Source organism: Nonomuraea jiangxiensis (assembly GCF_900099965.1).
In the GTDB taxonomy this organism is placed as follows: domain Bacteria; phylum Actinomycetota; class Actinomycetes; order Streptosporangiales; family Streptosporangiaceae; genus Nonomuraea; species Nonomuraea jiangxiensis.
This window is the reverse complement of sequence record NZ_FNDJ01000008.1, coordinates 262323-288193: the sequence shown is the minus strand read 5'-3', so window position 1 is coordinate 288193 and position 25871 is coordinate 262323. Positions and strand designations below refer to the sequence as shown.

25 protein-coding genes and 1 pseudogene are annotated in these 25871 nt (G+C 69.7%); 12 read left to right on the top strand and 14 right to left on the bottom strand.

Annotated elements, in window-relative coordinates:
* Nucleotides 1–1377, bottom strand: a complete 1377-nt coding sequence (locus BLS95_RS19600; protein WP_090933226.1) for a CBM96 family carbohydrate-binding protein — start codon at nt 1375–1377, stop codon at nt 1–3.
* A 247-nt stretch (nt 1378–1624) separates the two neighbouring features.
* Between BLS95_RS19600 and BLS95_RS19595 the strand changes: the two genes are divergently transcribed.
* Complete coding sequence (locus tag BLS95_RS19595) at nt 1625–2803, top strand: hypothetical protein (RefSeq protein ID WP_143043797.1); 1179 nt, start codon at nt 1625–1627, stop codon at nt 2801–2803.
* A gap of 21 nt (nt 2804–2824) precedes the next feature.
* Here BLS95_RS19595 and BLS95_RS19590 read toward each other — a convergent pair whose 3' ends face one another.
* The gene (locus tag BLS95_RS19590; protein WP_218135857.1) at nt 2825–3994 is read right to left on the bottom strand and encodes an MFS transporter; all 1170 of its coding nucleotides are present in this window, start codon (nt 3992–3994) and stop codon (nt 2825–2827) included.
* A 194-nt stretch (nt 3995–4188) separates the two neighbouring features.
* On the bottom strand, nt 4189–4653 hold the full coding sequence (locus BLS95_RS19585) for a hypothetical protein (protein ID WP_090933220.1): 465 nt from the start codon (nt 4651–4653) through the stop codon (nt 4189–4191).
* Between the two features lie 227 nt (nt 4654–4880).
* Here BLS95_RS19585 and BLS95_RS19580 point away from each other — a divergent pair, with 227 nt between their 5' ends.
* Nucleotides 4881–7184: a CehA/McbA family metallohydrolase gene (locus BLS95_RS19580; protein WP_090933218.1), complete on the top strand. Its 2304-nt coding sequence runs from the start codon at nt 4881–4883 to the stop codon at nt 7182–7184.
* Between the two features lie 124 nt (nt 7185–7308).
* On the opposite strand, the gene BLS95_RS19575 is transcribed toward BLS95_RS19580, so the two are convergent.
* Nucleotides 7309–8337 carry an aldo/keto reductase gene (locus BLS95_RS19575; protein ID WP_090933216.1) on the bottom strand — a complete coding sequence of 343 codons (1029 nt, stop codon included), beginning with the start codon at nt 8335–8337 and terminating at the stop codon, nt 7309–7311.
* Nucleotides 8338–8600: 263 nt separating this feature from the next.
* Between BLS95_RS19575 and BLS95_RS19570 the strand changes: the two genes are divergently transcribed.
* From BLS95_RS19570 to BLS95_RS19560, 3 genes are read left to right on the top strand one after another with little or no spacing between them, the layout of a single operon-like run.
* Nucleotides 8601–9365: an ArsR/SmtB family transcription factor gene (locus BLS95_RS19570; RefSeq protein WP_090933453.1), complete on the top strand. Its 765-nt coding sequence runs from the start codon at nt 8601–8603 to the stop codon at nt 9363–9365.
* Nucleotides 9362–9664 carry a DUF1905 domain-containing protein gene (locus tag BLS95_RS19565; RefSeq protein ID WP_090933214.1) on the top strand — a complete coding sequence of 101 codons (303 nt, stop codon included), beginning with the start codon at nt 9362–9364 and terminating at the stop codon, nt 9662–9664. The genes BLS95_RS19570 and BLS95_RS19565 overlap by 4 nt, the downstream gene beginning before the upstream one ends.
* A complete protein-coding gene (locus tag BLS95_RS19560; protein ID WP_090933212.1) occupies nt 9661–10035 on the top strand; it encodes a VOC family protein in 375 nt (124 codons plus the stop codon). The genes BLS95_RS19565 and BLS95_RS19560 overlap by 4 nt, the downstream gene beginning before the upstream one ends.
* Before the next feature lie 41 nt (nt 10036–10076).
* On the opposite strand, the pseudogene BLS95_RS19555 reads toward BLS95_RS19560, so the two are convergent.
* The 5 genes and pseudogenes from BLS95_RS19555 to BLS95_RS56875 form a co-directional block, all read right to left on the bottom strand.
* Nucleotides 10077–10617 (bottom strand): annotated as a pseudogene (locus BLS95_RS19555) (transposase); the annotation flags it as partial.
* Entirely contained in the window at nt 10614–11165 is a 552-nt protein-coding gene (locus BLS95_RS19550; RefSeq protein WP_090933210.1) for a nitroreductase/quinone reductase family protein, read from the bottom strand. The pseudogene BLS95_RS19555 and the gene BLS95_RS19550, both read right to left, overlap by 4 nt.
* Before the next feature lie 96 nt (nt 11166–11261).
* Nucleotides 11262–11480 carry a helix-turn-helix domain-containing protein gene (locus tag BLS95_RS56880; protein WP_218135855.1) on the bottom strand — a complete coding sequence of 73 codons (219 nt, stop codon included), beginning with the start codon at nt 11478–11480 and terminating at the stop codon, nt 11262–11264.
* Between the two features lie 5 nt (nt 11481–11485).
* Complete coding sequence (locus tag BLS95_RS19545; protein ID WP_218135854.1) at nt 11486–12166, bottom strand: AraC family transcriptional regulator; 681 nt, start codon at nt 12164–12166, stop codon at nt 11486–11488.
* Nucleotides 12167–12170: 4 nt separating this feature from the next.
* A complete protein-coding gene (locus BLS95_RS56875) occupies nt 12171–12662 on the bottom strand; it encodes a hypothetical protein (RefSeq protein WP_218135853.1) in 492 nt (163 codons plus the stop codon).
* A gap of 878 nt (nt 12663–13540) precedes the next feature.
* On the opposite strand from BLS95_RS56875, the gene BLS95_RS19535 reads away from it, so the two are divergent.
* The 4 genes from BLS95_RS19535 to BLS95_RS19520 all read left to right on the top strand — a co-directional run bounded on the left by BLS95_RS19535 (nt 13541) and on the right by BLS95_RS19520 (nt 16104).
* Nucleotides 13541–14485, top strand: a complete 945-nt coding sequence (locus tag BLS95_RS19535; protein ID WP_090933208.1) for a hypothetical protein — start codon at nt 13541–13543, stop codon at nt 14483–14485.
* Nucleotides 14486–14495: 10 nt separating this feature from the next.
* On the top strand, nt 14496–14819 hold the full coding sequence (locus BLS95_RS19530) for a hypothetical protein (RefSeq protein WP_090933206.1): 324 nt from the start codon (nt 14496–14498) through the stop codon (nt 14817–14819).
* A gap of 1 nt (nt 14820) precedes the next feature.
* The gene (locus BLS95_RS19525; RefSeq protein ID WP_090933204.1) at nt 14821–15555 is read left to right on the top strand and encodes a hypothetical protein; all 735 of its coding nucleotides are present in this window, start codon (nt 14821–14823) and stop codon (nt 15553–15555) included.
* Between the two features lie 102 nt (nt 15556–15657).
* Nucleotides 15658–16104, top strand: coding sequence for a hypothetical protein (locus BLS95_RS19520; protein ID WP_090933202.1), 447 nt, complete (start codon nt 15658–15660; stop codon nt 16102–16104).
* Between the two features lie 37 nt (nt 16105–16141).
* Here BLS95_RS19520 and BLS95_RS19515 read toward each other — a convergent pair whose 3' ends face one another.
* Together BLS95_RS19515 and BLS95_RS19510 are read right to left on the bottom strand one after the other, a co-directional pair.
* Nucleotides 16142–16489, bottom strand: coding sequence for a DUF3147 family protein (locus BLS95_RS19515; protein ID WP_176993273.1), 348 nt, complete (start codon nt 16487–16489; stop codon nt 16142–16144).
* A gap of 50 nt (nt 16490–16539) precedes the next feature.
* Nucleotides 16540–16881, bottom strand: coding sequence for a DUF3147 family protein (locus tag BLS95_RS19510; RefSeq protein ID WP_090933198.1), 342 nt, complete (start codon nt 16879–16881; stop codon nt 16540–16542).
* 514 nt (nt 16882–17395) lie between these two features.
* Here BLS95_RS19510 and BLS95_RS19505 point away from each other — a divergent pair.
* A complete protein-coding gene (locus BLS95_RS19505; RefSeq protein ID WP_090933196.1) occupies nt 17396–18265 on the top strand; it encodes a hypothetical protein in 870 nt (289 codons plus the stop codon).
* A gap of 166 nt (nt 18266–18431) precedes the next feature.
* Here the strand turns inward: BLS95_RS19505 and BLS95_RS19500 are convergent, their stop codons facing one another.
* From BLS95_RS19500 to BLS95_RS19490, 3 genes are all read right to left on the bottom strand, one after another.
* On the bottom strand, nt 18432–21713 hold the full coding sequence (locus BLS95_RS19500; protein ID WP_090933194.1) for an AfsR/SARP family transcriptional regulator: 3282 nt from the start codon (nt 21711–21713) through the stop codon (nt 18432–18434).
* An 87-nt stretch (nt 21714–21800) separates the two neighbouring features.
* On the bottom strand, nt 21801–22940 hold the full coding sequence (locus BLS95_RS19495; RefSeq protein ID WP_090933192.1) for a serine hydrolase domain-containing protein: 1140 nt from the start codon (nt 22938–22940) through the stop codon (nt 21801–21803).
* 84 nt (nt 22941–23024) lie between these two features.
* A complete protein-coding gene (locus BLS95_RS19490) occupies nt 23025–23612 on the bottom strand; it encodes an NADPH-dependent FMN reductase (protein WP_090933190.1) in 588 nt (195 codons plus the stop codon).
* Nucleotides 23613–23793: 181 nt separating this feature from the next.
* On the opposite strand from BLS95_RS19490, the gene BLS95_RS19485 reads away from it, so the two are divergent.
* Nucleotides 23794–24144, top strand: coding sequence for a DUF1801 domain-containing protein (locus BLS95_RS19485; RefSeq protein WP_090933188.1), 351 nt, complete (start codon nt 23794–23796; stop codon nt 24142–24144).
* Nucleotides 24145–24385: 241 nt separating this feature from the next.
* Entirely contained in the window at nt 24386–25459 is a 1074-nt protein-coding gene (locus tag BLS95_RS19480) for a DUF418 domain-containing protein (RefSeq protein ID WP_090933186.1), read from the top strand.
* The last annotated feature ends 412 nt before the right edge of the window (nt 25460–25871 follow it).

The window sequence follows — 25871 nt, the reverse complement described above, 5'->3', positions numbered from 1 at the left end:
TCAGTGACAGTTCGTGGTGCCGCTGTCGGCGTAGGACTTGCCGGCCTGCGGGACGAACTGCCAGGTGTAGCTGCCGGCGCCCAGGGTCAGCTTGAGCACGCCGAAGGTGTCGCTGTTGCGGGCCTCGCTGTTGGGCAGGATCGTGCCGAACCCGTAGTGGCCGGCGCCGCCGGAGCCCACGACGAAGTGCCTGATGCCCCTGGCGGTGTCGAGCTGGTTGGACGGGTTGATCGGGGCGAAACGCTCGTACTGGTGGTTGTGGCCGGTCAGGATCAGGTCGGCGTTGGCGTCGTACAGGGCCTGGACGAACGGCGCGACCGACGTGGTGGGCGCGTGGTTGGCGCCCGAGGTGTAGCGCGGGTGGTGCCACATGGCGACCGTGCACGGCCTGGGGTTGGCGGCCAGGTCGGAGCGCAGCCAGTTGACCTGCGCCGAGCCGCTGGCGCAGCTCACGGCCGAGCAGTTGGAGTTGAGCACGATGACGTGCCAGTTGGCGCCGATGTTGTAGGAGTAGTAGCCCTTGGCTGGGTCACCGGCGGACGAGCCGAAGTAGCCGTAGTAGCCGCTCGCGCCCGAGGTGTTGTAGTCGTGGTTGCCGGGCACCGGCCGGGTGCGCGACTTGTGGCGGCCCCAGGTCGGGGCGTAGTAGTTCGCGAACTCCGAGGCGGTGCCGTTGGTGTAGACGTTGTCGCCCAGGGTGAACACGGTGCCGGGGATGTCGTCGAGCAGCGCGGCGGTGGCGCTGTCGCCGGAGCCTGAGTCGGCGATGTCGCCCGCGCCCACCAGCACGTCGCCGGTCGGCGGCGGGGTGGTGGTACCGGTCGTGACCACGAGCTGGGGCGCGGTCGAGCCGCCGCTCTCGCGGGAGTCGAAGTCGGCGCCGTCGGTGCTGGCGGAGGTGACGCCGATGCTGTACGTGCCGTTGCCCTTGACGTAGGAGGTCACGTCGATCTCGTACCAGGCGTTGGCGGTCACGGCGCCGATCGAGCCGAGCGTCGCGCCGTCGATGGCCGGCTGGTTGTTCCAGGTGGTCCCGGTCTCGGACCACGTGGTGTTGCTCATGGCGCGGAAGCTGCCACCGCTGCCGCTCTCGGCGCCGCTGACGTTGTCGGTGTGCACGCGGAGCTTGACCGAGCTGACCGTGCCGGAGACCCCGGACACGGTGAAGCGCAGGAACATGCGCTTCACAGGTGAGTTGTCGATGCCGAGCTGCGCGGAGGTGCCGTAGTTGGTGCCTGTCGCGCTGTTGTCCACATAGGTGTCGGCTACAGGGGTGAACGTGGTGGTGGCGGCGTTGGCCGTCACCTCCGGTACCGACAGGGCCGCGAGGATGATCGCGGCCGCTGAGAGGGTGGTGACGGTTCTACGTCGGAACATGCGTTTTTCCTCATTTGCCGGTTCAGGGGGCATCCGGAACGTAGATCACCGGTATGAGCAATGGGCGTCGTGAGGGTGAATGTTGATCGCAGCCGGCCGGTCGGCGGGGAACGGCTCAGCCGACGAGCTACGGCCGGAGCACGATCGCCCGGCGAGCCGGGCCGGCTTGGCCACGGGGCGCGAGTGTGACCCTGCGAACGTGGTGGCCTCGCCAGGTGTCACCCTTCGCTGTCATCCTGGTCCGCATATGAAGCGAGTCCTGATCCTGGCTCTGCTGGTCGCGAGTTGTGGTGCGAACCCGCCACCACCTGTGCGGTCCACCGCCACGCCGACCCTGCCGGCCACCGCCACGCTGGAAACGGCGGGCTCCTGCCCCAGCCCGCCCCGGCGGGTGAACCAGTTCCCCCCGCGGGAGGCGGCTTCCGGCTGGGAACTGGTGTGGAGTGCCCCCGGCGGGGGCCTGAACGCCGGCACGGCCGCCGACGGCTTCCTGTGGGCCATGCACATACCCGCGGCCGAGGGCTCCAAGATCGCCCTCATGCGGTGGGACGGCCGGACGTGGACCGAACTGCCGGCCATGCCGGGAGACAGCGCTCTGTGGCCGTACTCGGTCGCCGACGCCCGGCATGTGTGGGTCTTCGCCCAGCCCGCGCGGTTCTGGGACGGTACGGCATGGCGGCAGCAACCACCCCCGCTCGACCAGGCGGGCGGCTCCGTGCGGGCCACCCGTGGCCGCTGGGCGGTCAACGGCACCACCTCGGCCTACTGGAACGGCACGGCCTGGCAGCTCGCCCCGCTACCCGTCAGGAGCGGTGGCAGGATGAGCGGGACCGATCAGGCGCCCTGGCTCCTCGGCGGATTCTTCGCCGAGGGAGAGAACGAACCGGTCGCGGAGCTGGCCAGATGGACCGGTACGGCATGGCAGCCGGTCCGGCTCCCCGCCATGCCGCTGCCCCGCGACGCCAAGCCGGTGCCCTCGGACAAGGGCCGGCTGCTGCTGGGAGGCGTCGTGCCGATGGGCGACGGCGAGTTCTGGGTACTGGGCGACTACCGCTGGGACGAGTACCCGCCCGACGGCGATGAGCCGGTGAGCAGGCCCAGGCCCGTCGCGCTCCGCCACACCAACGGCGGATGGACCTGCATGTGGGGACCGGCCGCGGGGGAGAACCAGGGCTTCTCCGATGCCGAGCCCGACGGCGCCGGCGGCCTGTGGACGATCCTCCACACGAAACATGTCTTCGACGGGAAGGGGGAGGTGTGGCATCTGGCCGAGGGCCGCTGGACCAGGGAATTCCTCCCGGTCGCCGGCGGCCTGCCGTACGAGATCAGCGACCTTGCCGTCCTCGGCACCACCGTCTACGCGCTGGGCGTCATCAGGGACCCGCGCGGGGCCCAGTTCTCGGCCCTGTGGCGGCTCAGCCGGTGAGGCCGGCGTATCGACCTCGTCTCAGTCGTCGTGGGCGATGTGCATGAGCTGCCGCCACAGCAGCACGACGAACACCGCGGAACCGGCGAAGGCGAACCAGAAGGGCGCCGCGACACCGAAGCGGGTGGCCAGGAGACCGCCGATGAGCGAGCCGACCACCAGGCCGGCGTAGACGCAGATGGTGTTGACGCTGCCCACCCGGCCCTGGAGCTCGCGGGGGACCGCGCGCTGGCGGACCGTGACCGAGGTCGTGCCCCAGATGAACGCGTGCGCGCCGAAAACCAGGAAGATGCCCCCGGCGACCCACGGCGAATGGGTCAGGGCCAGGCCCAGGTGGGTGAACGTCTCGATGATGAGCCCGATCCGCATCAGGGCGCCGAGGCTCACTCTGCGGGTGATCGCCCCGTACAGGCCGGTGCCGATCAAGCCGCCGATCCCGCCGATGGTGGTCATCAGGCCGAACCCTATGGCGCCGAGGCCGAGCTGCTCCTGGGTGTAGAGGACCAGAACCGACCAGGCCGCGCCGAACGTGAAGTTGAAGATCAGGATGGTGAGCGCCAGCGTGCGGACCGCCGCGTGCTGGATGGTCCAGCTGAACCCGGCGATCAGTTCCCGTACGGTGTCAGGCTTGGGGTCGTCGGCCTGCTGGCCGTGCGGCGGCAGGGTGATCCGGGAGACCAGGACGACCCCCGCCACCACCAGGAGCAGCTGGCTCGCGAATGGCCAGGTCACGCCCAGGCCGAACAGTGCCGCGCCGATCGGCGGACCGGCGAGCTGATTGAGCGTGATGAAACCCGTGCCCAGGCGGGCGTTGGCGATGACGAGATCGTCCTTGCCGACCATCATGGGTGTCAGCGTGGCCGTCGCGTTGTCGGCGAACACCTCGGCGATGGATCGGAGCGTGAGGGCCACCAGCGCGATCGCCACGGTCACGGTGCCGGTCACCATGAGTGCGACGAGCGCCGCCAGCACCAGGGCCCGTACCGCGTTCGCGACCAGCACGATCTTGCGCCGGTTGTACCGGTCCGACAGCACGCCCGCGTACAGGCTGAACAGCAGCGGCGGCGCCCAGCTCACCAGGGCCGCCAGCGAGATCATCAGCGGGTCGCGGGTCAACGTCGCGATCAGCAGCGGGCCCGCGGCGGCCGCGACCCCGTCACCGAGGTTCGTCAGCCAGCTCGATGCCAGCAACCACCGAAAACCTGTCCCCAGCCGGGCAGGCAGAACCCGTTCCACCACTGTGATCACGAGCGCATAACCTTACGTTTCGCGGGGATTTACGGCAACGCGTTTTCGCGTCACCGCAGCGGCGGCGACAGCCCACGGGCACCGTCCGCCCGGATGGCGCGATCCGCGCCGAGCAGGTGGCGGAGTGCTTCCACCCGTCAGCCGAGCCAGCCGGCGCACCGCGCGACGGCCCGCGCGGCCTCCTCCCGCGCCCCGGCCTTTCCCTCGATCGCCCGAAGCCCGCTCTCCAGCACCTCGTACGGCTCCGCCCCGCCCGAGAGTGCCTCGGCCTCGCGGTCGAACCACAGGTCCTCCACCCCGCGCAAGGTGGTCGTGAGCCGCCTCAACGGGGTCGTCGTGAAGCCGCCGGCCGCGTGCACGAGGTCGTCACAGCAGTCCCAGAAGTTCCCGATGACGGCGTTGATCCTGGCGAAGCGCTCGCGCGGGTCCATGGCGTCCGGCGCGGCGACGAGGAGGCCCACTCCCGCCGCGGTGGACTGGTAGTAGCCGGGCCGCGCGATGTCGTGGCCGTGAAGTCGTTCGCGCCAGTGGCGCAGTGAGGCGACGGCCTCGTCGAAGGCGGCGTCGGGTGGGGCGTCGCAGCCGGAGACGACCGAGCGCAACTCGCGTATCAGAACTCACTCATGTCTGGTTTGCTGTCGAGGACGAGTTCGCGGTGCCGTTCGTCCGGTAGACCCGGCACGTTCTCCTTTATGTCCCATTTATGGCGTACCGTCCCAGCCGCATCTTCACCATACGTACCTACCTATGCTGGGAGCATCGTCCCGTGGGTCTTTCCACCTGGCATCGCCGGCTCATGGCTGTCACGGCCACAGCCTTGACCGTAGCCGTGGCCGCAACGGCCGGCCCCGTCCTGTCCGCCGAGGCGGCGACCGCCACGAGTGGGAAGGCTCAGGTCGCCACGACGCCCCACCCCGGGGCGCCCCGCGAGCTCATCGGCGCGCTGCACGAGCACAGCGGCTACTCCGACGGATGGCCCGGCTCACGGCCCGCCGACTACTTCGCCTCCGGGCGCGACAAGCACGACCTGAACTTCGTCGGTTCGAGTGAGCACACCTCGAACGTCAACGCGCCGTACGTCTTCAACGAGGAGTGCCTGGACCCGCGGGTCGCGCCGAGCTGCCAGAACGCCGATCCGGTCAACCCGCTCGACGCGCTGCGCAAATGGGACGCGGAGCTTGAGCAGGCCCGCGCCGCGACCGACCCCGCGAAGGACTTTGTCGGCTTCCGCGGGTTCGAGTGGACCTCGGACCGCATGGGCCACATCAACGTCTACTTCTCACGCGAGAACTCGCTGCCCGAGACCGACGGCGGCACCATCGCGATGGATCGCTTCTACGACTGGCTGACCACCACCGGCAAGGACGGCCTGGCGGTGTTCAACCACCCCGGCGACAAGACGCTGTGCGGCCCGCTGCGCTGCGACGTCCGCAGCGACCTCGGGTTCGGCTGGGAGGACTTCAAGTATTTCCCGGAGGCCGACGACCAGATGGCCGGCATCGAGGTCTTCAACGGCGGCGGCGACTTCGGCACGCCGCCCGGGCACAACGCTCCGCCCGAGGGCTGGTACGCCCGCGCGCTCGACAAGGGCTGGCACGTCGGCGCGATCGGCGCCGAGGACAACGGGCACGACCGCACGGACGACTGGGGCGGCTCGCAGTACGCCAAGACCGTCGTCCTGGCCAGGGCCAACACCGAGAAGGACATCAAGCGCGCGATGGCCGACCGCCGCTTCTACGCGGTGCTCGACAACGCGCTGCGACTGGACTTCACGATCGACGGGCACGGCATGGGCGAGCGGGTCCGCACCAACGGCAAGAGCCCGCTGGCCATCGACGCGCACGTCCGCGGCTCCAGCACGCCGTTGCAGCTGGAGCTGGTCAGCAACGGCGGCCAGGTGGTCGCCGGCGCGACCGGTGACCGGCTCAACGTCTCGCTGAAGGCGGCCGACGACACCTGGTACTTCCTCCGGGTCCGCCGCGACGGGCGTCCGGTCGCGTACTCCAGCCCGATCTGGGTCAACGACCGCCAGCAGGCGAGTGCCCCGAACGCGCCCAAGAGCGACCTGAGCACCACGGGCGGCCGCTGGCTGGCGGGCGACCTGAACGTCCACAGCTGCTTCTCCAGCGACGTCTACTGCGCCGGGACCGACGACGCGGGCGAGGCCGACCCGTTCCGCGCGGGCGTCGACGTCCGTTCGCGTTTCGCCGAGGCGGGCGGCCGCGGGCTCGACTACCTCGCGATCAGCGATGACGACGACGTCCGCTCGGCGAGCGCGCGGGGCTCCGGCGGCCACGGCGTGCTCGCGATCCCCGGCTACGAGGACCACGTCAACGGCGTCGCCCACGTACTCGGCGTGAAGGAGCTGCTCGACAACGGCGACGGTTCCGCCGCCGCGATCAACGCGCTCGCTGCCGACGCCCGTGCGAAGGGCGGCGTCTTCCAGATCGACCACCCCGGCTCCAAGATCACCAAGCCGTTCGCCGGCTGCGACGCTTCGACGCTCACCTGGGGCTACGGGTTCGACGTGCGGCCGGACACGATCGAGGTCTGGAACCCGGCCTCCAGCATCCGCGCCGCCGAGGACTACCTCGACTGCTGGCTGCAGCGCGGCGCGCGCGTCGCGCTGACCGGCGGCAGCGACGCCCGGACGCAGTACGGGCAGCCGCAGGGCGCCGGCTATCCCACCACCTGGGTGCTCGCGCGCGACCGCTCGGCGGGCGCCGTCCTGGAGGCGCTGCGCGCCGGCCGCACCAGCGTGTCCGCGCTGCCGCCGTCCGTCGGCGGTCGCCCGCTCGTGATCGAGGCCAAGCGCGGCGGCCGCTTCGTGCCCGTCATCGGCGACGACGTCCGCCCGGGCGAGAAGCTGCGCGTACGCTCGCTCGACCCGCTCACCGACGGCTCACTGCGCGTCCTCGCCAACGGCCGGACCCTGCTCGACCAGCACCTCACGCGCGACGGGGCGATCGAGTTCACCGCCCCGGCCGAGCAGGGCTGGCTCCGCGCCGAACTGCGTCTCGGCAACGACCTGCTGGAGCAGACCCCGCTGTGCGGCCCGATCGACGCCGCCGTGAACCTGTGCCCGTACGACGCGGCGATGGTCGCGATGACCTCGCCCGTCTACGTCCGCTGACGGGAGTCACCGGGTCGGTTGACCGGACAGACCCGGTGTCCTGGTAGCCGCCGGTGGGTGAGCACTCACGTCCACTGGACCGCTGGAGCCCTGCGACCGAAGTCGACCGTCGTTGGATCGGAGGTCAGGCGGTGGAACGCTCGGTGATGGGTCGGCGGCGCAGGCCCACGCTCGTGATGGCCGGGGGCGTGTAGGCCACGTCGTTGGGGCCCGCGTCGGTACCCGGTGGAGCGATCTCGTCGATCCGGTCGAGGATGTCGTCGTCCAGGGTGACGTGGGCGCCCGCCAGCAGGTCGTCGAGCTGTTCCATGGTGCGTGGCCCGATGATCGCCGAGGTGACTCCCGGGTGGGCGATCGCGAACGCCATCGCGAGGTGGGCCAGCGGCAGGCCGGCCTTGTCCGCGAGCGGGATAAGGCGTTCCACCACGTCGAGTTTGCGCTCGTCGCTGAAGTGCTGGGGCATGCCGCTGGACCGGTGGGTGTCGGTCGGTTGTCCCTTGCGGTAGCGGCCGGTGAGCAGGCCTTGGCCGAGCGGGCTCCAGACCAGCGTGCCCATCCCGTAGCGCTGGCAGACCGGCAGCACTTCGCGTTCGATACCCCGATTGAGGATCGAATACGGGGGCTGCTCGGTCCGGAAGCGCTCGAGGCCGCGCTGCTCGGCGACCCACTGGGCCTCGACGATCTCCGAAGCCGGAAAGCACGATGCCCCGATCGCGCGCACCTTGCCGCTGTGGATCAGTTCGGACAGGGCCGACAGGGTCTCTTCCACGTCCACCGTCGGGTCGGGGCGGTGGACCTGGTAGAGGTCGAGGTGATCTGTCTGCAGGCGGCGCAGGGAGTTCTCGACCGCGGTGATGATCCAGCGCCGGGAATTTCCCCGCTGGTTCGGGTCGTCGCCCATCGGATAATGCACCTTGCTGGCGAGCACGACGTCGTCGCGGCGGCCCTTGAGTGCCTTGCCGACAATCACTTCGGATTCACCTTGGGAATATACGTCGGCGGTGTCGATGAAGTTGATCCCCGCGTCCAGGGCTCTGTGGATGATCCGGATCGAGTCGTCGTGGTCGGGGTTTCCCATGGCCCCGAACATCATGGCGCCCAGGCAATAGGGGCTGACCTCGATCCCGGTCCGGCCCAGCGTGCGGTACTTCATAGTTCTCTCCTTGGCGGTTTCCGATGAGAGGTTCTCATCGCCGCCTCATGCTTCGTGGTGACTGTCCCGGAATTCACGGCATATTCCGGTAACCCCAGGAAAGCAGCGCCGCATACGCTCGAGTAGCAGGATCGTCTCGTGTGCTTGCACAATTCTCTTCCTTATCTGAAATGAGTTGATCGCGACGAACTCGGCCTTCGCAACCCGTCGGCGCGCCTCGCCAGGCTTGACATGAAACCATTTGGTTTCCTATGGTCGAGGGCGTGGAAGAGGTGTTCAGGGCGCTGGCGGATCCGACGCGCCGGCAGCTGCTCGACGAGCTGTTCCGGCAGGACGGGCAGTCGCTGAACGCGCTGGCGAGCAGGTTCGCGATGACAAGGGTCGCCGTGGCGAAGCACCTTCGTCTGCTCGAGCAGGCCGGTGTGGTCGTCTCGGACCGGCGGGGCAGGGAGAAGCTGCACTTCCTGAACCCCGTGCCGATCCGTCTCATCCACGATCGGTGGGTCAGCAAATACACCGAGACGTGGGCCGCCGGCCTCGTCGATCTGAAACGAGATCTGGAGACAAGCGTGGAGAAGGTGTTCGAGATCTACATCCGCACCACACCGCAGCGGCTGTGGCAGGCGATCACCGATCCCGAGACCCGGGCGCGGTTCCAGTTCGGTGCCCGTGTGGAATCCGACTGGGCCACGGGATCCGCCTACAGGGTCACGCACGACGGCGTGCCCAGCGGATTGATCGAAGGGGAGAATCTCGAGGTCGACCCGCCCCGGCGGCTCGTGCAGACATACCACGCTGTCTGGGACGACGACATAGCCCGCCAGGGCACCAGCCGGGTGACCTGGGAGATCGAGCAGGTCGGCGACAGCTGCAGGCTCGTGGTCCGACACGACCAACTCGCCGCCGACGCCGACGCGCATCTCTACGGCGGCTGGCCGATGATCCTCTCCGGGCTCAAGACCTGGCTCGAAACGGGTCAGGAACTCACCACGCCAGGCTCGCTCATGTACGGAGGCCAAACATCATGACCGCACACCAAGCCAAGTCCGATACGAAGCTTGACAAGACGTTCACCGCGGAGCTGCGCAAGAGCCCCAGCAAGGGCGGCTGGACCTACGTCGTGATGCCGGGCTCGGCCGAGTTCTTCGGCACCCGTGGCCTGGTGAAGGTGCGCGGCCACGTCGACGGCGAGCCGTTCCAGGGCTCGTTCATGGCGCTCGGCGACGGCACGCACAAGCTCGCGTTCACCGCCGACATCCGCGCCCGCATCGGCAAGCAGGCCGGCGACACCGTCACCGTCACCCTCGACGAGCGGATCGCACGATGACCGCGCCGAAGCCGGTCGTCACGGGTGTCCGAACCGTCAGCGTGCCGGTCGACGACCAGGAACAAGCGCTGCGGTTCTACGTCGACACGCTCGGCTTCACCGTACTGCGCGACGAGTCGATCCCGACCGGACGGTGGATCGAGCTCGCACCCGGCGGCGACAACGTCGTCGTCACGCTGGAGCAGGCCACCGAAGTCGTCACCCGCGGCCCCATCACCATCCGGTTCACCACCGACGACGCAGCGGCCGCGCACGCGGCCCTCAACGCCGCCGGCGTTGATACCGATGAGATCCTTCAATGGCCCGGCGTACCACCGATGTTCGCCTTCCGCGACCCCGACGGCAACGCCTTCTCCATCACCGAGACGTGACAGCCGCCGACATACGGGCGCAGGTCTCGCAACATCGGGCTCCAGCCGTGCTTGGTCGCCTCGACGAGCTTGAACCATGGCGAGGGCCGCGGCGCGGGAGCCCGCGCCCCGGGTGACCTTGGCGCGGAGGCGAACGGTGGCGAAGGCCGACTCGATGGGGTGGGTGGTCCGCAGGTGGATCCGGTGCTCGGCCGGGTGGTCGTAGAACTCCGGTAGCACGTCTTGGTCGTCGGTGATCTTCGTGACGGCCTTGGGAAACTTGGCACCGTAGATCTTGGCGAAGGTTGTGATGGCCTGCTCGGCGTGGTCGCGGCCCTCGGCGTTGTAGATGTCCTGCAGAGCCTTCTTCGCCGCCGGCTGGCGGGCGTCCAGGACATAGGCGGTTTTGTTAACTTAGCACCTCTGCTCGCGGGTATCGGGGAAGACCTCGCGCAGGGCCTTCCAGAACCCGAGCGCGCCGACCGCGCGCATGCCCCGGCGCGCGCAGTCCCGCAGCAGAGAGGCCCACGACTCGGACGACTCCCGGTAACCGTCGGCCATCGCGACGAGCTCCTTGGTGCCGTCCGCGCGGACCCCGATCATCGACCCGCTTGTCGTTCACTCGCGGGGCCCTGACCTCGATCACTCCCATGCCGCTTGAACGGCGTGCGGATCGTGCCGCCCGCGAACTGCTCGTCCTCGAACACGATCTCGACCAGCGGGCTTCGCGCGAGCCAGTCATCGAGGTTCTGGCGTCGGCTGACCCGCGCCGCGATCTCAGGCCGGTTCTGCAGGTCGAGCACAGCGGTGATCACCCGCCGGCGTGTCGGTTCGTCGACCGGCCTCGCGGTCGCCGGCAGGTCGGCCGTGACCCCGTGCTTGAGATGCACGATGAGCCGCGGATCGGCGCGCAAGTTCGCGTACCAGCTGCGAGGAACGGGCATGCCGGTCAGGTACCAGCGGCCGTCGACGCGGTGGAACCAGATCTCTATGCGGCGAGGAACGCCAGTGCGCCTGCCCACTGTTGTGATGTCGATTCGGAGCAGAGCGGAACGCAACCGCCTTCGATACCGGTCCGGCCCAGCGTGCGGTCCTTCGTCGGCACTCTCATCGCCCGCCTCCTGATTTGTGGTGTCTGTCCCGGGATCCATGGCACGTTCCGGTATCTCCAGGGAATCAGCGCCGTGAACGCAGGGGTAGCAGGATCGTCGCGTGTGGATGCACAATCCTCTTCACTCGGGCGTCTGTCAGGGCAGCGCGGCGGTGGCGGGACCGGCTTCACCACGCATGCGTACGGCATCATGGCTCGGCGGAGCACCGAACATGCGTCGATACTCCCGGCTGAACTGGGACGGATTGTCGTACCCCACGCGATGGCCGACGGCGGTGATGTCGTTGGGGTTGTTCGCCAGTAGCAATCGCGCGGCCTGCAGCCGGATGTGCTTCTGGAACTGGATCGGGCTCATCGCCGTCACCGCCTGGAAGTTCCGGTAAACGCGGAAACGCTCATCCCCGAGAGCTGGGCCACTTCCTCGACGCGGAACGGCCGCTCGTAGTTTTCCCGGATCCACCGCACGGCCCGCGTGATGTGGCTCAGGTTGCTGTCGGCGAAGCCGAGCTGACGTACGGTGTCACCCTGTTCCCCGGTCATCAACCGCCAGAGGATCTCGCGCTTGAACAGCGGGGTCAGTGCCTTCCGGTCCTGGGGCCGGTCGAGCAGGCGCAGCAGTCGCACGATGGCGTCGAGCAGGTCGTCCGGAGCGTCACTGACCGCGATTCCCGGCCGTACGGTGCCGCGGGCCTGCGGCAGAGTCTCTGGCCCGACCTGCAGCAGCAACTCCGCGATGGCTGCAGGTTCCAGCGTCATACCGAAACCGAGCGCGGGACGGCCGGGGGAGACGTTGATGGCGTGGCCTGTGACCGGGAGGTCGACCGAAGCGACGAGATACTGGCCGGGCCCGTAGTCGTAGACATGGTCTCCCAGCGCGAGACGCTTGCCGCCCCTGGCGACGACCGCCAGCACCGTGCCGGACATCGAGGAAACCGGCGAAGCGGCATGGTCGACTTTGCACACCCGGACGCCATCGATCGCAGTCGCCAAATCGGGACGCACATGCCGTTCCAGCAGGTCACGAAGCTCGTCCAAAGACATGTCGCTATTGCAGCACACCGCGGAGCCCGCCCGGCGCGAGGATCCGCCCACCGCAGAGCGCCAGGATGGGGTGCCGGCGGACCAACCCTTCGGGGAAGACGCGGGCGTAGCGGGCCAGCGAGGTGTGTCCGGAGTAGGCCACCAGGGTGCCGTGTTCGGCGGCGTGGGTCAGGGCGGAGCGGCGGAGTCGGTGCAGGGCCCACGGTCCGCCTGGTAGGTCGGTGATGGCGGCCCTCCAGCAGACGCGGCAGCAGTCGCGCGGTGAGGGTGCGCCGGACGATGACGTCGACCACGCCACCCTTGCGCCTGTCGCGGGAACGGCGGCCTCCCTCGGCGAAGACGCGGTCGGGCAGAGCAGGGTGACCGGCACGGGTTCCGGGGACGAGGCGACGGTGGTCGTGTCCGGCCTCTGCCGAACCCCCGTGGCCGGAGCCTCCTCGCCGCCGAACCCGCATCCCGCCGTGACCGGCGCCGCCGCCGTCAACGTGATGGCCACCGGTAAATGTCACCGAACATACTGGATATCCATTTATAATCAGACATAATTCTCCATTTCATGGACATGATCGACAAGCCGTCATATACGACGCGCTGCCCGTACCGAAAGTATGCGAATGGCGGGCGCTCGGCGGACCCAGAACCCCCGCGCCCTTGGAGTTGCCGCGGTTGTCGCAGCCGCTGACCGGTGGGTTCTCTGCTTCTGACGCGAGGCCGTAGTTCGTGGGAGTAGGCGCAACAGCCTTCCCGCGTACGACGCCGAACAGGGACGCCGAGGACCGCGATGTGGGCCCGGAAGTAGAGCCCGCGGACACGTGCCCGCCTGGAGATAGTGGAAGCGATTATGTAACTTTTTTGGCACGACAGTTGCTGACGCGTCAGGATCGTCCGGCGACTGCTGGAAATGCGTCGGACGCAAGTTGCCGACAGCGCGACTACCTGCGGGAATGATGCTCGACCGTCGATCGACGGGCTGCGGTCGGATGCCCTCGGTGCTCCCCGATCGCTCCGCCTGCTGCTTACCCCCAACGAGCGATGACGCCGGGCATCCAGAACCCCCCAAAGCGGGAAACTGCGTTACATAAGCGTCCGAAAAGGTATCTATGTGTACACGCTCCCACGAAAGCCAGGAGTCCTTCTGACCAGCGAATACGGATATGTACGGCGACCGACCCAAGACATACGGCCAACCCGGGAACTTCTTTCGCCCGAAAATCGTCTCGGGCGAACGCGCCGACGCTCATAGCCGCCGATACAGCATCAATGGCGCGATTCCCCATCCCAGCCGGGTAAGTTACGTGATCGTCCCCACCGGCTTACCGCACACGAAGGGTCTGTATGGAGTCTGGAATTGGTCGTATCAACAGGTTGCACAGAATGCTCAACACGAGCACCCCTTTCGCCCCCGACAGCGCGGAGGAGGCCCGCGAACGGCTGACAGCGAAAAAGTCACGCACCGAAGAATTCCCTGGGGTGGCTCAATCGGCGGAACGGCCCGCCGCCGAGCCGAAGCCGGCCCCGACTTCCTCCGCGGAGGCCGAAGGCGGGCGACGTCCGCTGTTCGGCGGGTCGGTCACATCGCCAACGCCGCCACCACCGCCCATCGATCCCCTCGACCTGCTCGGCGGCACACGGGAGCTTCTCGCCGAGATAGGTGGACTGACAGAGGCTCTGCGGGCGGCTCAGCGGGAGGCCGAACCGGCGACCGGTGAGGACGGGTCCGGCACGATCGCGGTCACCCTCGCCCCGGACGGGATGTTCGACCGCCTCTCCTTCCGGGGGTCATGGCGGAAGGCGCTCCTGCTGGAGGCGTTCGACCAGGCAGTCCTGGAGGCGATCTCCAACGCGGCGTTGGCACGGTTCACCGCCATGCTCCCCGCGGAAGGGACCATCCGGCCCGCCACCGACCTCCCGCCGGTCCCGCAGTTCCGCACCGCGGCCCCGCCCGACTTCGACGCGGAAGCCGTACTACGTCAGGCCAACCTGCTGTTCGCGCAGTTCGCGACCGCGCTGACCACCGCCCGGCGGAACGCCGCGCAGGCCACGCCGACCGCCGTGGAGATCAAGAGCGACACCAGCAGGGTCACGTTGACCTTGACCGGCGGCTCCGTCACCAAGGTGGCCACTCATCCCGCCTGGCTGCGTAAGGCCGTAGACACTCGCCTCGCCGAGGAGTTCGGGACCGCCTTCGAGAAGGCCAACCAGGTCATCCGCGACACTCCGGCCCGGCCCGCGGCGGAGACCGTTCCCGGCCTTCAGGACGTGACCAAGGTGACGCGCGAACTCCAGGCGCTGACCCGCAGCCTGGGCCTTCCCTTCTGACAAGGACGACATGAGCGAACTGGAAACCCGCCTCAACGAGATGCGCGCGGACGTCGAGACGTGGCAGCAGGTCGCCGCGGAGATGCACACCGCGGCGCAGACCGTCGCCGGGCTCAAGGGCGTGCAGAGCGCGTTCGGCTATCTCGGCAGACAGGCCGAAGCGGACACCACCTACGCGACCCTGAACGACACCCTGCACAGCCTCGCCCAGCAGGCAAACACGATCTTCAAGGACGTCGAAGGCAAGCTCAACAGGGTGATCCGCGTGTACGAGGGCAAGGAAGCCCAGAACCGGCAACTGGTATCCGACGTCAAGGAAGGATGGAACTTCTGACATGACCGAGTTCGCCCTGCTGATGAGAAACATCGACGGTCAGCTGGACCAGCTCGACGCGACATGCGAGGACATGCGCGAACAGGTCAACAGGTTGCTCGACGCTGTTCCCGAGTTCCTGGCCTGGGCCGTGCAGCCCCTCAAAGACGCCTGGGACAAGTTCTGCGAGGCCTGCCGGAAGCTGTGGAACGAGTACGTGGACTTCTTCACCCACCCCGGCGACCCGGGGCGGCTGAACGACGCCGCCACCACGTTCAGCGACAAGGTCCAGGCCGGTGTCAGTGCCCAGGCAGGCAAGCTCACCGAGACCTATATGCAGGTGGACAACAAGTGGAAGGGCGATGCCGCCGAGCAGTACAAGAAGGTCCTGGAGCCGGCCGCCCCGCAGAGCTCGGCGCTCCGCCAGTACGCGAGCACGGTGATGGAGGTCTCCAAGGCGCTGAACAGCTGCCGGTGGGCGCTGATCATCTTCTGGATCGCGTTCGGCACCGCCGTGGCGGTCGCCATCGGCGAGCTGGTCGCCGCGATCGCCGGCTTCGTCACCATCGTCGGAGCGGTGCCCGCCATCCTCTACTCCGTCGGCGTCATCGGGCAGCTCCTGCTCACGGTCGGCCTCGCCGCCGCGTACGCGATCAGCGAGATGTCCGACGCGGCGAGCACCTTCCGTACGCAGAACAACGGCAACGACCATCTGGCGGGCGGCAAGTGGCCGCCGTCCGGGGTGGTCGCCTCGTGATCAGGCCGTGCCCCCACCAGCCACGCCCGCCGTCTGGAGCAGTGGTCAAGTGACCGGTCCGCGCCCACACCAGCCGCACGGGCCGTCCGGAGCGGTAGCCCGGTGACCAGGCCGCCCCCACACCACCCGCGGTCGCCCTGGGCCCGCCCGCGGCGGCACCCGCCGGACCCGGCGATCACCCGCAGGTACCTGTGGTTCTGCCTGATCCGGTTCCTGGTGCTGGGCGCGATCGCCGCCACGGTCTTCCTCTTCACGACCGCCGGCGTGCCCGACCCGGCGAAGCCCTTCGTCGCGGCCTGCGCGACAGCCACGGCCAGTTGCCTGGCGCTGTCGCTGGCCGCGGCCACGGGCCTGGCACGCCGCCCGCTACCGGCCCTCGTCCCGCTCGCACTGGCCCTGTGGGGCCTCGGCGTGCTCACGACCATCGTCATCACGGTCGACGAGGGCGGTCGCGCATGGGGAACGTTGCTGATCGGCTGCCTGATCCTCCTGGCGTCCCGCCCGCCGCTGGCGTTGCGTACCCACCTCGCCAACAACAAAGGACCTTGAGCAAGCGCTTCCCGGTCGTACAGCGGCGCTCGCTGGGTCATCGGCCACGGTTGGTGTCGAATGCCAGGTACAGCGCGCCGGCGATCACCGCCCAGATCACGGTCGCGAGCCCGAGAACGAGGGGAGCGGGCAGCCGGACGGCCAGTAGCCAGACGCACGCGGCGAAGGCGATCATGCCCGTCGCACCGAGCACCGCGCCGCGGGCGTCCTGGGCGGCTGGACCACGCTGGTGCTCCTCCTCCTCGATCAGGGTGAGCGTGGCGGCCAGGATGGCCGGGAAGGCGAGGAAGACCCCTCCAGCGACAGGCCCCCAGTGCTGCCCCACCAAGCCGGCGATCACCGACACGAGCGCGCCGAAGGCGAAGCGCGCCGCCAGTCCTCGCACCGGGGTATCCCGGAGTTTGGAAGGCCGCAGCCGGATCCGGCTCTCTTCGCTCATGTGATCATCGCCCAGATCGTCCCGGCGACGGCCGCCCACGCCACGAGCGCCGTCAGCGAACCCAGGAACGCTCCCAGACGCCGTACGAGGAGGACGGCCGAGGCACAGTAGACCACCATCCCCGCCGCGCCGGCCATCATGCCGAACGCGGACGCCTCCAGCGCGTGGCTGCCTGCGTGCAGCGCCGTGATCGTCATCCCGGCGATCGCGACCGCCGGGGCGGCGGCGAAAATGCCGGCGAACCGCTTGGGCGTCGTCATCTCCCCGATCACGGCGAACACCATCACGAGCACGCCTCCGAGCAGTCCACGCCCCGCGAGCAACCACACCTGGCTCATATGGCAAGCCCCCTCACGGTCTGGCGGGCCGCGGGCTCAGGCTGATTCGGCAGCCTCCCCGGCCTGCTGCAAGCTGGGGGAACGGCTCTGGCCGCCAGCAGGGGACCGACGCTGACCATGCCCCAAAGGGGCTACTCCACGATCTCCAGCGCGCCCAGCGCGACCAGGTTCGACTGCCCCGCTGCTGATCCGGTAACTCTCGGTCAGGTAAAGGACTGTGTACGTGACCGAGAAGGGCACGCACCTTGCGGATCGGCTGATTCCGGGCCGCCACCGATCAGGGTCCGCTTCCGCTGAGCCGGCGGAATCGGGAGATCCGACCGTGGAGCGCTCCAGGTCGAACCGGCCGCAACACGATGCAGCCGCCCATCCCAACAGACCTATCTTCTGGTAGTCGGGGGTTTTGACACAGCATTGTCACGATCGCGGTAACAATTGGTTGCCACGTACTCATGCTCTGTTATGGTCCCGTCTCGTCCCCAATTGGGGCAACCTTTACTCCTTGAGGAGGAACATGAGGAACGCGAAGAAGGTGGCCGTCCTCACCGCGGCCGTGGCGACCGCAACGGCGCCCCTGCTGGCCCTCGCCACCCCGGCGATGGCGGCGCAGCCTGCCACGACCGCTCAGACCGTGCAGAACCAGCCGCTGGAATGGCTCTCCCTCGACGCGCTCAGCGGATCGGCGCTGATCCAGCGCGTCAAGGAGCTGGCGGGCAAGGGCTACGTTCCCACGGCACTGAACGTGTCGAACGCGGCCAACCCGCAGTACACGACCCTGTGGATCAAGGACGCCACCCGCAAGGTGAACGTCCTGCAGGGCCTGTCGGCCACGGACCTGCCCAAGCGCATCCAGGAGCAGGTGGCGGGGGGCTTCCAGCCCAAGCTGATCAGCGGCACGGGTTCCGGCCCGGGCGCGGTCTTCGGGGTGGTCTTCGAGAAGACCACGCAGCTGGCCAAGTCCCAGCTGAGCATGAGCAAGGAGACCTTCACGAAGGTCAACACCGAGTTCACCGCCGCGGGTTACAGCCTCGCGTCGCTGGACGTGTACGGCACGGTCGAGAAGCCCCTGTACGCGGCCGTCTGGGTGGCCGGCGGCGCCACGGGCACCGTCCAGGTGACGCTCGGACAGACCGTGGAGCAGCGCGGCAAGGAACTGCTGGACAAGGCGAAGCAGGGCCTGCGCCCCGTCCTCATGGCCGTCGAGCCCGGCAAGCTGTACACCACCGTGTGGAGCAAGGGCAGCTCGACCGGCCTGAAGGAGTACCTGAACCTGTCCAAGGTGACGTACACGCTCAAGTCGGCCCAGCTGAAGGCACTCGGTTACCAGCCGCAGATCCTGAGCTCCGAGGACGGCGTCATCGCGTCGATCTGGAGCAAGAGCTAGAAACCGGCCGAACTCCGTGAGGCCGCGGCCCGCGCTCTTGGGCTGAGTCCGGCACAGGAACAGTGTGCCGGACTCGTTCCAAGGATAATGCAGGTCAGCGGCTGCTGAATGAGCGTGCCACGAGGGCCTGCCGGATCCGCGACCTGATGGACCCGGTAGGCCCGACTCATGTGACTGGCGGTTGCGCGTTCCCCATGGGTACCGCTCCGAGCACGGCATCCCTGGGGCGGTCGAGGAGGGCGCGGGCCTCGTCGGGGCTGAGCAGGCGGCCTTGGGCGAACGCCGCGGCGTATCGCTCCTGGCCGAGTGCCTGACGGGTCGCGAGGACGATCCTGTCCAGGTCACCCTGCTCGGCGGGCGTGACCGCCTTCGGGATCGACTCGCGGGCCGCCGCGGCTGCCCCGAGTAGTTGGGCGGCCTCGTAGGGGCGGCCGTCGAGTGCGCAGGCGCCGGCGAGACCGGACAGCGCGTGTGCGATGTCCGCGGCCGCGCTCAGGTCACGCGCGATGGCGAAGGCTTCCATGCGCCGGGCCATGGCCGCTTCGGGGTTGCCGCGCAGTTCTTCGACCTGGCCGAGTTCGGCGAGAACGCTGGGAGCGTACAGGGGGCGGCCTGGTCCGGTGTGGTGCCGGGCGGCGTCCATGAGGTGCAGCAGGTGGGCCTCGGCCACGTCCAGGTCGCCCTCCCGGCGGGCGGCGAAGGCGAGCCCCATCTCCGCGAACACGGCCCCGAGGGGCGAGCCCTGCTCCGTGGCGAGCCGGAGTGCTCGCTCGCAGTGCTCACGCGCCGACGGGTAGTCGCCGCATTCCATGGAGATCCACCCCAGCCAGGACAGGCGCCCGGAGAGCTCGGGCCAGAGCCCGAGTTCCTCGGCCATGCGCAGCCCGTCGCGGTGCAGGCGGGTCGCCTGCGCGTAGTCGCCGATCAGGACGGCGTGGGCGCCGAGCCACTCGGTGGCCTGAAGCAGCCCCCACCGGTCACCCAGCCCGCGGAACAGCGCCGCGCTCTGCGCGCCGTCACGCTCCAGCGCGACGGAATCGCTCCTCACGTGCGCGTGTTTGGCCCGCAGGCTGAGCGCGGCCGCCACTCCCCACTGATCGCCGACGGCTTGGAACGTGGTGAGGGCCCGGTCGATCAACTCCCCGGTGGCGGCCACATCGCCGAGGTCGATCTCGGCGAACGCGAGGAACCACTCGGCCCTGGCCCGTCCCGGCTCGTCCGGCACCCCTGCGTAGGCGTCCAGCACCGCCTCGTGACGGGCCGGCCAGTCCGTGATGTCGCCCGACAGGAACGACATGCCGGTGTGCCAGGCCATGGCCCTGGCACGAGCGGCCGGAGGAGCCTCACCCCTGGCGTTCAGCGCCGTCCCGAGCGACCGCCGCGCCTCGACCAGCCGGCCGCGGAGGAACCAGTACCAGGCCAGCGCGTTGGCCAGGCGCAGCGCGAGGCCGGCTTCGCCCTCCCGGGCAGCGTCGTTGAGCGCGTCGAGAAGGTTGGCCGCCTCGGCGTCCAGCCGCTGCAGCCAGCGCCGCTGGTCGGGACCGTAGAGCCGGGGCTCGGCCTGCTCGGCCAGGAGAGCGTAGTGGGAGCGGTGCCGCCGCCTGATCCGCTGGAGCTCCCCGGCCTCGTGCATGCGTTCGGTGCAGTAGACGGCCACCGACTCCAGCAGCCGGTAGCGGGGATCGTCGTCGCGGCGCTCGGACATGACGACGAGGGACCGGTCCACCAGGCGCGCCAGGATGTCGAGGACCTCGTCGGGGTCTACGTCGTCGCCCGCGCAGACCGCCTGGGCGGCCTCCAGGGTGCAGCCGTCGGCGTGGACGGCCAGGCGGCGCAGCACCGTACGCTCGGGCTCGGTCAGCAGCTGCCAGCTCCAGTCGATCATCGCCATGAGCGTCTGCTGTCGTGGCGGAGCACCCCGGTGTCCTGTCGTCAGCAGCCGGAACCGGTCGTCGAGCCTGGCGAGCAGGCCGTGCACCCCCAGCGTGCGCACGCGGGTGGCGGCCAGCTCCAGCGCCAGGGGGATGCCGTCCAGCCTGCGGCACAGCACCGCGACGGCCTCCGCGTTGTCCGGGGTGAGGGCGAACCCGCGCGCCGCGGCGGTCGTACGGGTGACGAACAGCCGCACCGCGCTGAACCCGGCCACCGTCGCCGGGTCGGTGCCGTCGCCGGGGCCGGGCGCCTCCAGCGCCGGCACGGGCCACACCACCTCACCCGGCAGACCGAGCGGCTCCCGGCTGGTCGCCAGGACGCGCAGCCCCGGCACGGCGCGCAGCAGGAGGCCGGTGAGCTCCGCGACCGGCTCGATCACGTGCTCGCAGTTGTCCAGCACCAGCAGCAGCCGCCTGGCGCGCAGGGCCCGGACGAGCCGGTCGGCCGGAGCCTGTCGTGCCCCGGCGCCGCCGTCGTGGATGTCCAGGGCGGCCATCACCAGGTCGGTGAGTGCTCCCATCTCGTCGGGCGTGCCGGGCCGCAACGCGCCCAGCTCGACGAACCACGCGCCGTCGGCCGGCGTCTCGTCCATCGGGGCCGCGACATCGATGGAGAGCCGGGTCTTGCCCACCCCGCCGGAGCCGGTGAGCGTCACCAGCCGGTGTTGTCGCAGCAGCCCACGCACCTCGGCGACCGCGTCGTCGCGGCCGATCAGGCCGGTGATGGGATGGGGCAGGTTGGTCGCCGGTGAGGGACCGGGCGGCGCGCCGAGCCCCGGGTCATGGGCCAGGATCGACCGGTGCAGCCCGGCCAGGGCGGGACCCGGGTCCAGGCCGAGCTCCTCGGCCAGATGGGTGCGCGACTCCTCGTAGCTGCTCAGGGCCTCGCCCTGGCGCCCGGCCCGGTAGAGGGCGAGCATGTGGAGGGCGCGCGGTCGCTCCCGCAGCGGGTGGCGAGCCAGCAACTCGCCGAGCTCGCCCGCGACCTCGGCGTGCAGGCCGAGGGCGAGCCGGGCTTCGGCCAAATCCTCCAAGGCGGTCAGGCGCTGCTCCTCCAGGCGCGCGATCGTGGTGCGCGCGAACGCCTCGTCGGCGAAGTCGATGTAGGCCGGGCCGCGCCAGAGGGCCAACGCTCCGGACAGCAGCTCGGCCCTGGCCTGGGGGTCGTCCGTCTCGCGGGCCTCGGCGGTGAGGCTCTCGAACCGGTGGGCGTCCACCGTGTCGGCGTCGACGCGGAGCAGGTAGCCCGGCGGCGGGGACACGAGGAGTGCCCGCCCGCCCGGCTCGGCCTCCTCCAGCGCCCGGCGCAGGTAGGAGACCTTCGCCGACAGCGCGCCCGGCGCGTTGCCCGGCGGGTCGTCGCCCCACAGGTGGTCGATGAGCAGGTCGGCGGGCACCGGCCGGCCGTGGTGCACCAGCAGGGCCGCCAGCAGGGCCCGGACCTTGAGACCGGGCACCGCGACGGAGCCGCCGTCGTCGCGCCACACCGTGAGTGGCCCCAGCACCCCGAAACGCATGACCGCCACGATAACGGGGCCCGGCGACAATATGGGCGGCGCCCGGGCGCCGCGGCCCTGCTCGGGAGTGGTGGGGCCGCACGCCGGTCAGCGCGGGCCGAGGGCCTTGGCGACGAGTGCGCCGACGTGGTGGAACGTACTGTAGTCGCCGGCGGTCACGCGGTTCTTGGCCACGGCGACGACGGTGCCGGTGGCGGTGTCGGCGTACGCGGCGGTTCCTCCGCTTCCTGCCATGCCGAACAGGGTGGGGCTGTCGAGCGGTCCGGGGAAGCCGATGTCGTAGCCCAGTCCCCGGGTGGCCGGAGCGCCGGTGACCTCGTCGACCTCGCTGATCGTCGCCGTGGTGACCTCCCGGAGCCGCTCGGGGGAGATGAGCCGCACGCCGTCGACCTCGTCCATCAGGGCGGCGTACATGCGGGCCACGGCTCGGGCGGTCATGACGCCACCGGCGGGGATGTCGGCGGCGAGCACGTCCTCGCGGTTGCAGTAGGCCGCGGTCGGCAGGGCCGCCGGCGGCGCCGCCGTCCATCCGTCCACGACCCTGAAGAACGGCACCTGCTCGGCCATCGCGGCGATCATGTCGGGGGTCAGCTCCATGCCGCCCGCCGCCTCCTCCATGCGGGCCGGCCGGCCGAGCTCGGAGGCGGGTACGCCGAAGAACAGCTCGTCCTGGACCCCCAGCGGCCCGGCCACCTCGTCGCGGAGCACCTGCGAGATCGGCCGGCCGGTGGCCCGGCGCACGATCTCGCCGGCGAGGTAGCCGAACGACTGCGCGTGGTACCCGGTCCTGGTGCCGGGTTCCCACCACGGTGTCGCGCCGGCGAGCGCCGCGCACATCTTGTTCCAGTCGGTCAGATCCTCCGGGGTCGTGTCCTGGGGGAGGCCGGGCACGCCTGCTGAGTGGTTGAGCACGTGGCGTACGGTGACGCGCTCCTTGCCGTGCGCGCCGAACTCCGGCCACAGCTCGGCGACGGGGGTGTCGTACGTGAGGACGCCCCGCTCCACGAGGACGTGGACGACGGTGGAGGTCACCCCCTTGCCGGTCGAGGTGACGTGGAACGGCGTGTCCGGGGTGACCGGCCGGCCGGTCACCGGGTCGGCCTGGCCCGCGACGGCGTCGACCACCAGCTCTCCGCGGTGGTAGACGGCGACCTGCAGGCCCCGTTCGGCGTCGGACTCGACCAGCAGGTCGATGGCGTCCTGCGTCTGCCGCTGAATGTCGGTCATGGCGATGCTTCCTCTTTCGTGCCGTTTGTTGTGATGGGGAACAGGCTCCGCGCCCAGGACGACGGGTCCTGGGCGCCTTGATCATCAGGAGGTGTACGACCGGGTGGCACGCGCCTCGCGCAGCGCGTACGCCCACCACGTCAGCTCGTCCAGCACCGCCTTGGCCGCGCTGTCGCACGTCGCGGTGGGTTTGGGCCAGCTGCCGTCGGCGGCGAACAGCTCCCAGTAGCAAGGCAGGCTGACGAGGGCGCTGATGGCGACCGCGTGCAGCTCTCCGAACACCTCACGCAACTGGGCCGCGGCGTGCCGGCCGCCCGATTCCCTGCCGTAGCAGACGAAGGCCACGGGCTTGGCCCGCCACTCCTCGTAGAACCAGTCGATGGCGGTCTTGAGCGGAGCGGGGAAGCTCCGGTTGTACTCCGGTGTGACCACCACGAACGCGTCGGCGGCGGCCAGCCTCGGGGCCAGTGTCCGTACCGGCTCAGGGAGGGGCTCGTCCTGGTCGGTGAGGATGTCGGGCAGCCGGGCCGTGGCCAGGTCGACCAGATCGATGTTCAGCTCCCGGCGCCTGCCGGCCTGGGCGACGAACCAGGAGGCCACGGTGGGGCCGAACCGCCCGCGGCGGGTGCTGCCGATGATGATCACCAGTCGCAGTGGCGTGCTGTCCGGCATCGCTGGCCTCCCTCGGGTTCGTGTCGTGCTCAACCCTGTGTGAAGGCGTCTACCGTTTGTTTACGCTTCTCGCCCGCCGGTGGACCCGGACGCATGGGTGAGCGTAAACAAACCGTAAGGACCACCTCGCATCATGGGTCGCGCGCCTTGAAGCACTCGCAACCGAGGAGGGGACTGCCCCATGACCAGTGCCGACGTGGACGAGTTCGTCCAGACCAGGCTCGCGCCACCGCACCAGACCATCGTCCGCGTCCTGCGCGAGCTCATGGCCGAGGGCGCGCCGGACGCGTCCGAGGTGATCAGCCGCGGATCCCCCGCGTGGAAGGGCCGTGCCATCCTCGCGATCATCAGCCACAGCAAGACGCACGTCACGTTCGCGTTCGCCCGTGGCGCGGAGTTCGATGACGACCATGGCCTGCTGGAGGGCGTGGGGAAGACCACCAGGCACGTCAAGCTCAAGAACCCGGACGCCCTCGACCATGACGCGTTGCGTGACTACATCCGGCAGGCGGTCGCACTCGATCAGGAGTAGCTCGTCGCCCAGGTGGAGTGCTCCCCCGTGGCACGCCGACCCTGACGGCATGAGCCTCCCGGGGACCGGGAACCTATGCGGCGCGAGGCAGCCGGGCTGTCAGATAGCGGCGCCTGGCGAGGTACCGGGCTGCGACGTCCCGCCTGCCACGTTGAAATGGCTGGAAGTGCCGGTCGGGGCCGGGGCGAACCCTACCTTTGACCGATCCGGGCCCCGGGCGCGCCCCGCAGGATAAGGCCCCATGACACACGAGACGCTTCCCCCGGAGGCGCAGGCCGCGGGGCCGGGGCAGCCGGCGACCTTCTCCGGCCGGGCGCGGATCTCCGCGCTCGACGTGCTGCGCGGGTTCGCGCTGTGCGGAATCCTGCTGGCCAACGTCAAGCCGATCGCTCACATGGTCGAGGTCACCGGCGTGTTCGGCACGGAGCCCCTGGCGCCGCCCGCCGTGGCGCCGGAGAGCCGGGACGGCGCCTGGCTGGGGCTGTTCGTCGACCAGCGTTTCTTCCCGATCTTCTCGCTGCTGTTCGGCGTCGGGTTCTCGCTGCTGCTGGACTCCGCGGCGGGCCGTACCGCGCGCCCGCGGGTGCTCCTGCTGCGCCGGCTCCTGGTGCTGCTCGCCCTGGGCCTGGCCCACATGTTCCTGCTGTGGCGGGGCGACATCCTGACCTTCTACGCCGTCTTCGGCCTGCTGGTGCTGCTGCCCTCCACCTGGCTGCCGCGCTGGGCCGTCGCGGGGCTGGCCGCCGTCCTGATCGTGGTGCCGCCGATCTTCGGCCTCAACCACTCGGCGCTGATCCCCGGCCTGTTCCTGCTGGGCTCGGTGCTGACCCGGTACGGCGTCGTCGACCGGTTCGAGCGTTCCACCCGCGTACCGGCCGTGCTTTTCCTGGTCTTCGTGGCGGGGGCGGTGTCCGTCACCCGGCTGCAGATCGAGTCCGGGGTCGAGGGCGAGCACTTCAGCACCTGGTTCGGCATAGGCGGGTTGCTGACCGCGGGCGCGTACGTGTGCGCCCTGCTGCTCCTGCTCAGAACGCCGCTCCGGCCGGTGCTGCAACGGCTCTTCGCGCCGCTGGGCCGGATGGCGCTGACCAACTACCTGTCCGCCACGGTCCTCGTCCTGCTGGCCACCCACCTCATCGGCGGCTCGCCGGACGGCTGGTCCGAGACGACGGTGCTGCTGATCGCCGGAGCCATCCTGGTACCCCAGTGGCTGGCGTCGACGCTCTGGTTGCGCCGCCGGCGCCAGGGGCCGCTGGAATGGCTCTGGCGCTGGGCCACCTGGGGCCACCGCCCACCCCTACGCCGCACCCCGTAACCGCCGCTACGCATCCTTCCTCGACCGCGGCGCCGGTGCGCTGACCGTCCATAATGGCGAACGGCCATGCGGGGACAAGAGCAGGTGGGGGCGCCTCCTGGACCGCGGGCGGCCTTCACATCCGCCGCGCGATCACCCCTGAGCTTGGAGTGCCCCGCCGGAGGCGCTACCTGCGGCGTAGCAGGACCACGGCAAGCCAGATGACGGTTGGCATGAGGATCAGCAGCAACACGAGGCCGGCCGCGACACAGAGTTCGGCGTCACTCCATAGCCGGAGTGCGGGATCATCGTTGTTCACTCTGGGACGCTATCCGTCGTCTTGCCGCCCGGGATCATCCCGGCGCCCAGGCCCGGGATTTGAGGCATTCCACTGCCGGGTGTCGGCGTACGGGCGGATGTGCGCACCTGGAGC

Excerpts from the sequence above, each read along its gene's own strand:
- BLS95_RS19480 (WP_090933186.1), top strand. The coding sequence starts at position 24,386 with ATGACACACGAGACGCTTCCCCCGGAGGCGCAGGCCGCGGGGCCGGGG.
- BLS95_RS19530 (WP_090933206.1), top strand. The coding sequence starts at position 14,496 with ATGAGCGAACTGGAAACCCGCCTCAACGAGATGCGCGCGGACGTCGAG.
- BLS95_RS19485 (WP_090933188.1), top strand. The coding sequence starts at position 23,794 with ATGACCAGTGCCGACGTGGACGAGTTCGTCCAGACCAGGCTCGCGCCA.
- BLS95_RS19575 (WP_090933216.1), bottom strand. The coding sequence starts at position 8,337 with ATGAAGTACCGCACGCTGGGCCGGACCGGGATCGAGGTCAGCCCCTAT.
- BLS95_RS19600 (WP_090933226.1), bottom strand. The coding sequence starts at position 1,377 with ATGTTCCGACGTAGAACCGTCACCACCCTCTCAGCGGCCGCGATCATC.
- BLS95_RS19560 (WP_090933212.1), top strand. The coding sequence starts at position 9,661 with ATGACCGCGCCGAAGCCGGTCGTCACGGGTGTCCGAACCGTCAGCGTG.
- BLS95_RS56880 (WP_218135855.1), bottom strand. The coding sequence starts at position 11,480 with ATGAGCCCGATCCAGTTCCAGAAGCACATCCGGCTGCAGGCCGCGCGA.
- BLS95_RS19510 (WP_090933198.1), bottom strand. The coding sequence starts at position 16,881 with ATGAGCCAGGTGTGGTTGCTCGCGGGGCGTGGACTGCTCGGAGGCGTG.
- BLS95_RS19550 (WP_090933210.1), bottom strand. The coding sequence starts at position 11,165 with ATGGATCCCGGGACAGACACCACAAATCAGGAGGCGGGCGATGAGAGT.
- BLS95_RS19595 (WP_143043797.1), top strand. The coding sequence starts at position 1,625 with ATGAAGCGAGTCCTGATCCTGGCTCTGCTGGTCGCGAGTTGTGGTGCG.
- BLS95_RS19535 (WP_090933208.1), top strand. The coding sequence starts at position 13,541 with ATGCTCAACACGAGCACCCCTTTCGCCCCCGACAGCGCGGAGGAGGCC.
- BLS95_RS19545 (WP_218135854.1), bottom strand. The coding sequence starts at position 12,166 with ATGTCTTTGGACGAGCTTCGTGACCTGCTGGAACGGCATGTGCGTCCC.
- BLS95_RS19505 (WP_090933196.1), top strand. The coding sequence starts at position 17,396 with ATGAGGAACGCGAAGAAGGTGGCCGTCCTCACCGCGGCCGTGGCGACC.
- BLS95_RS19500 (WP_090933194.1), bottom strand. The coding sequence starts at position 21,713 with ATGCGTTTCGGGGTGCTGGGGCCACTCACGGTGTGGCGCGACGACGGC.
- BLS95_RS19490 (WP_090933190.1), bottom strand. The coding sequence starts at position 23,612 with ATGCCGGACAGCACGCCACTGCGACTGGTGATCATCATCGGCAGCACC.
- BLS95_RS19525 (WP_090933204.1), top strand. The coding sequence starts at position 14,821 with ATGACCGAGTTCGCCCTGCTGATGAGAAACATCGACGGTCAGCTGGAC.
- BLS95_RS19565 (WP_090933214.1), top strand. The coding sequence starts at position 9,362 with ATGACCGCACACCAAGCCAAGTCCGATACGAAGCTTGACAAGACGTTC.
- BLS95_RS19495 (WP_090933192.1), bottom strand. The coding sequence starts at position 22,940 with ATGACCGACATTCAGCGGCAGACGCAGGACGCCATCGACCTGCTGGTC.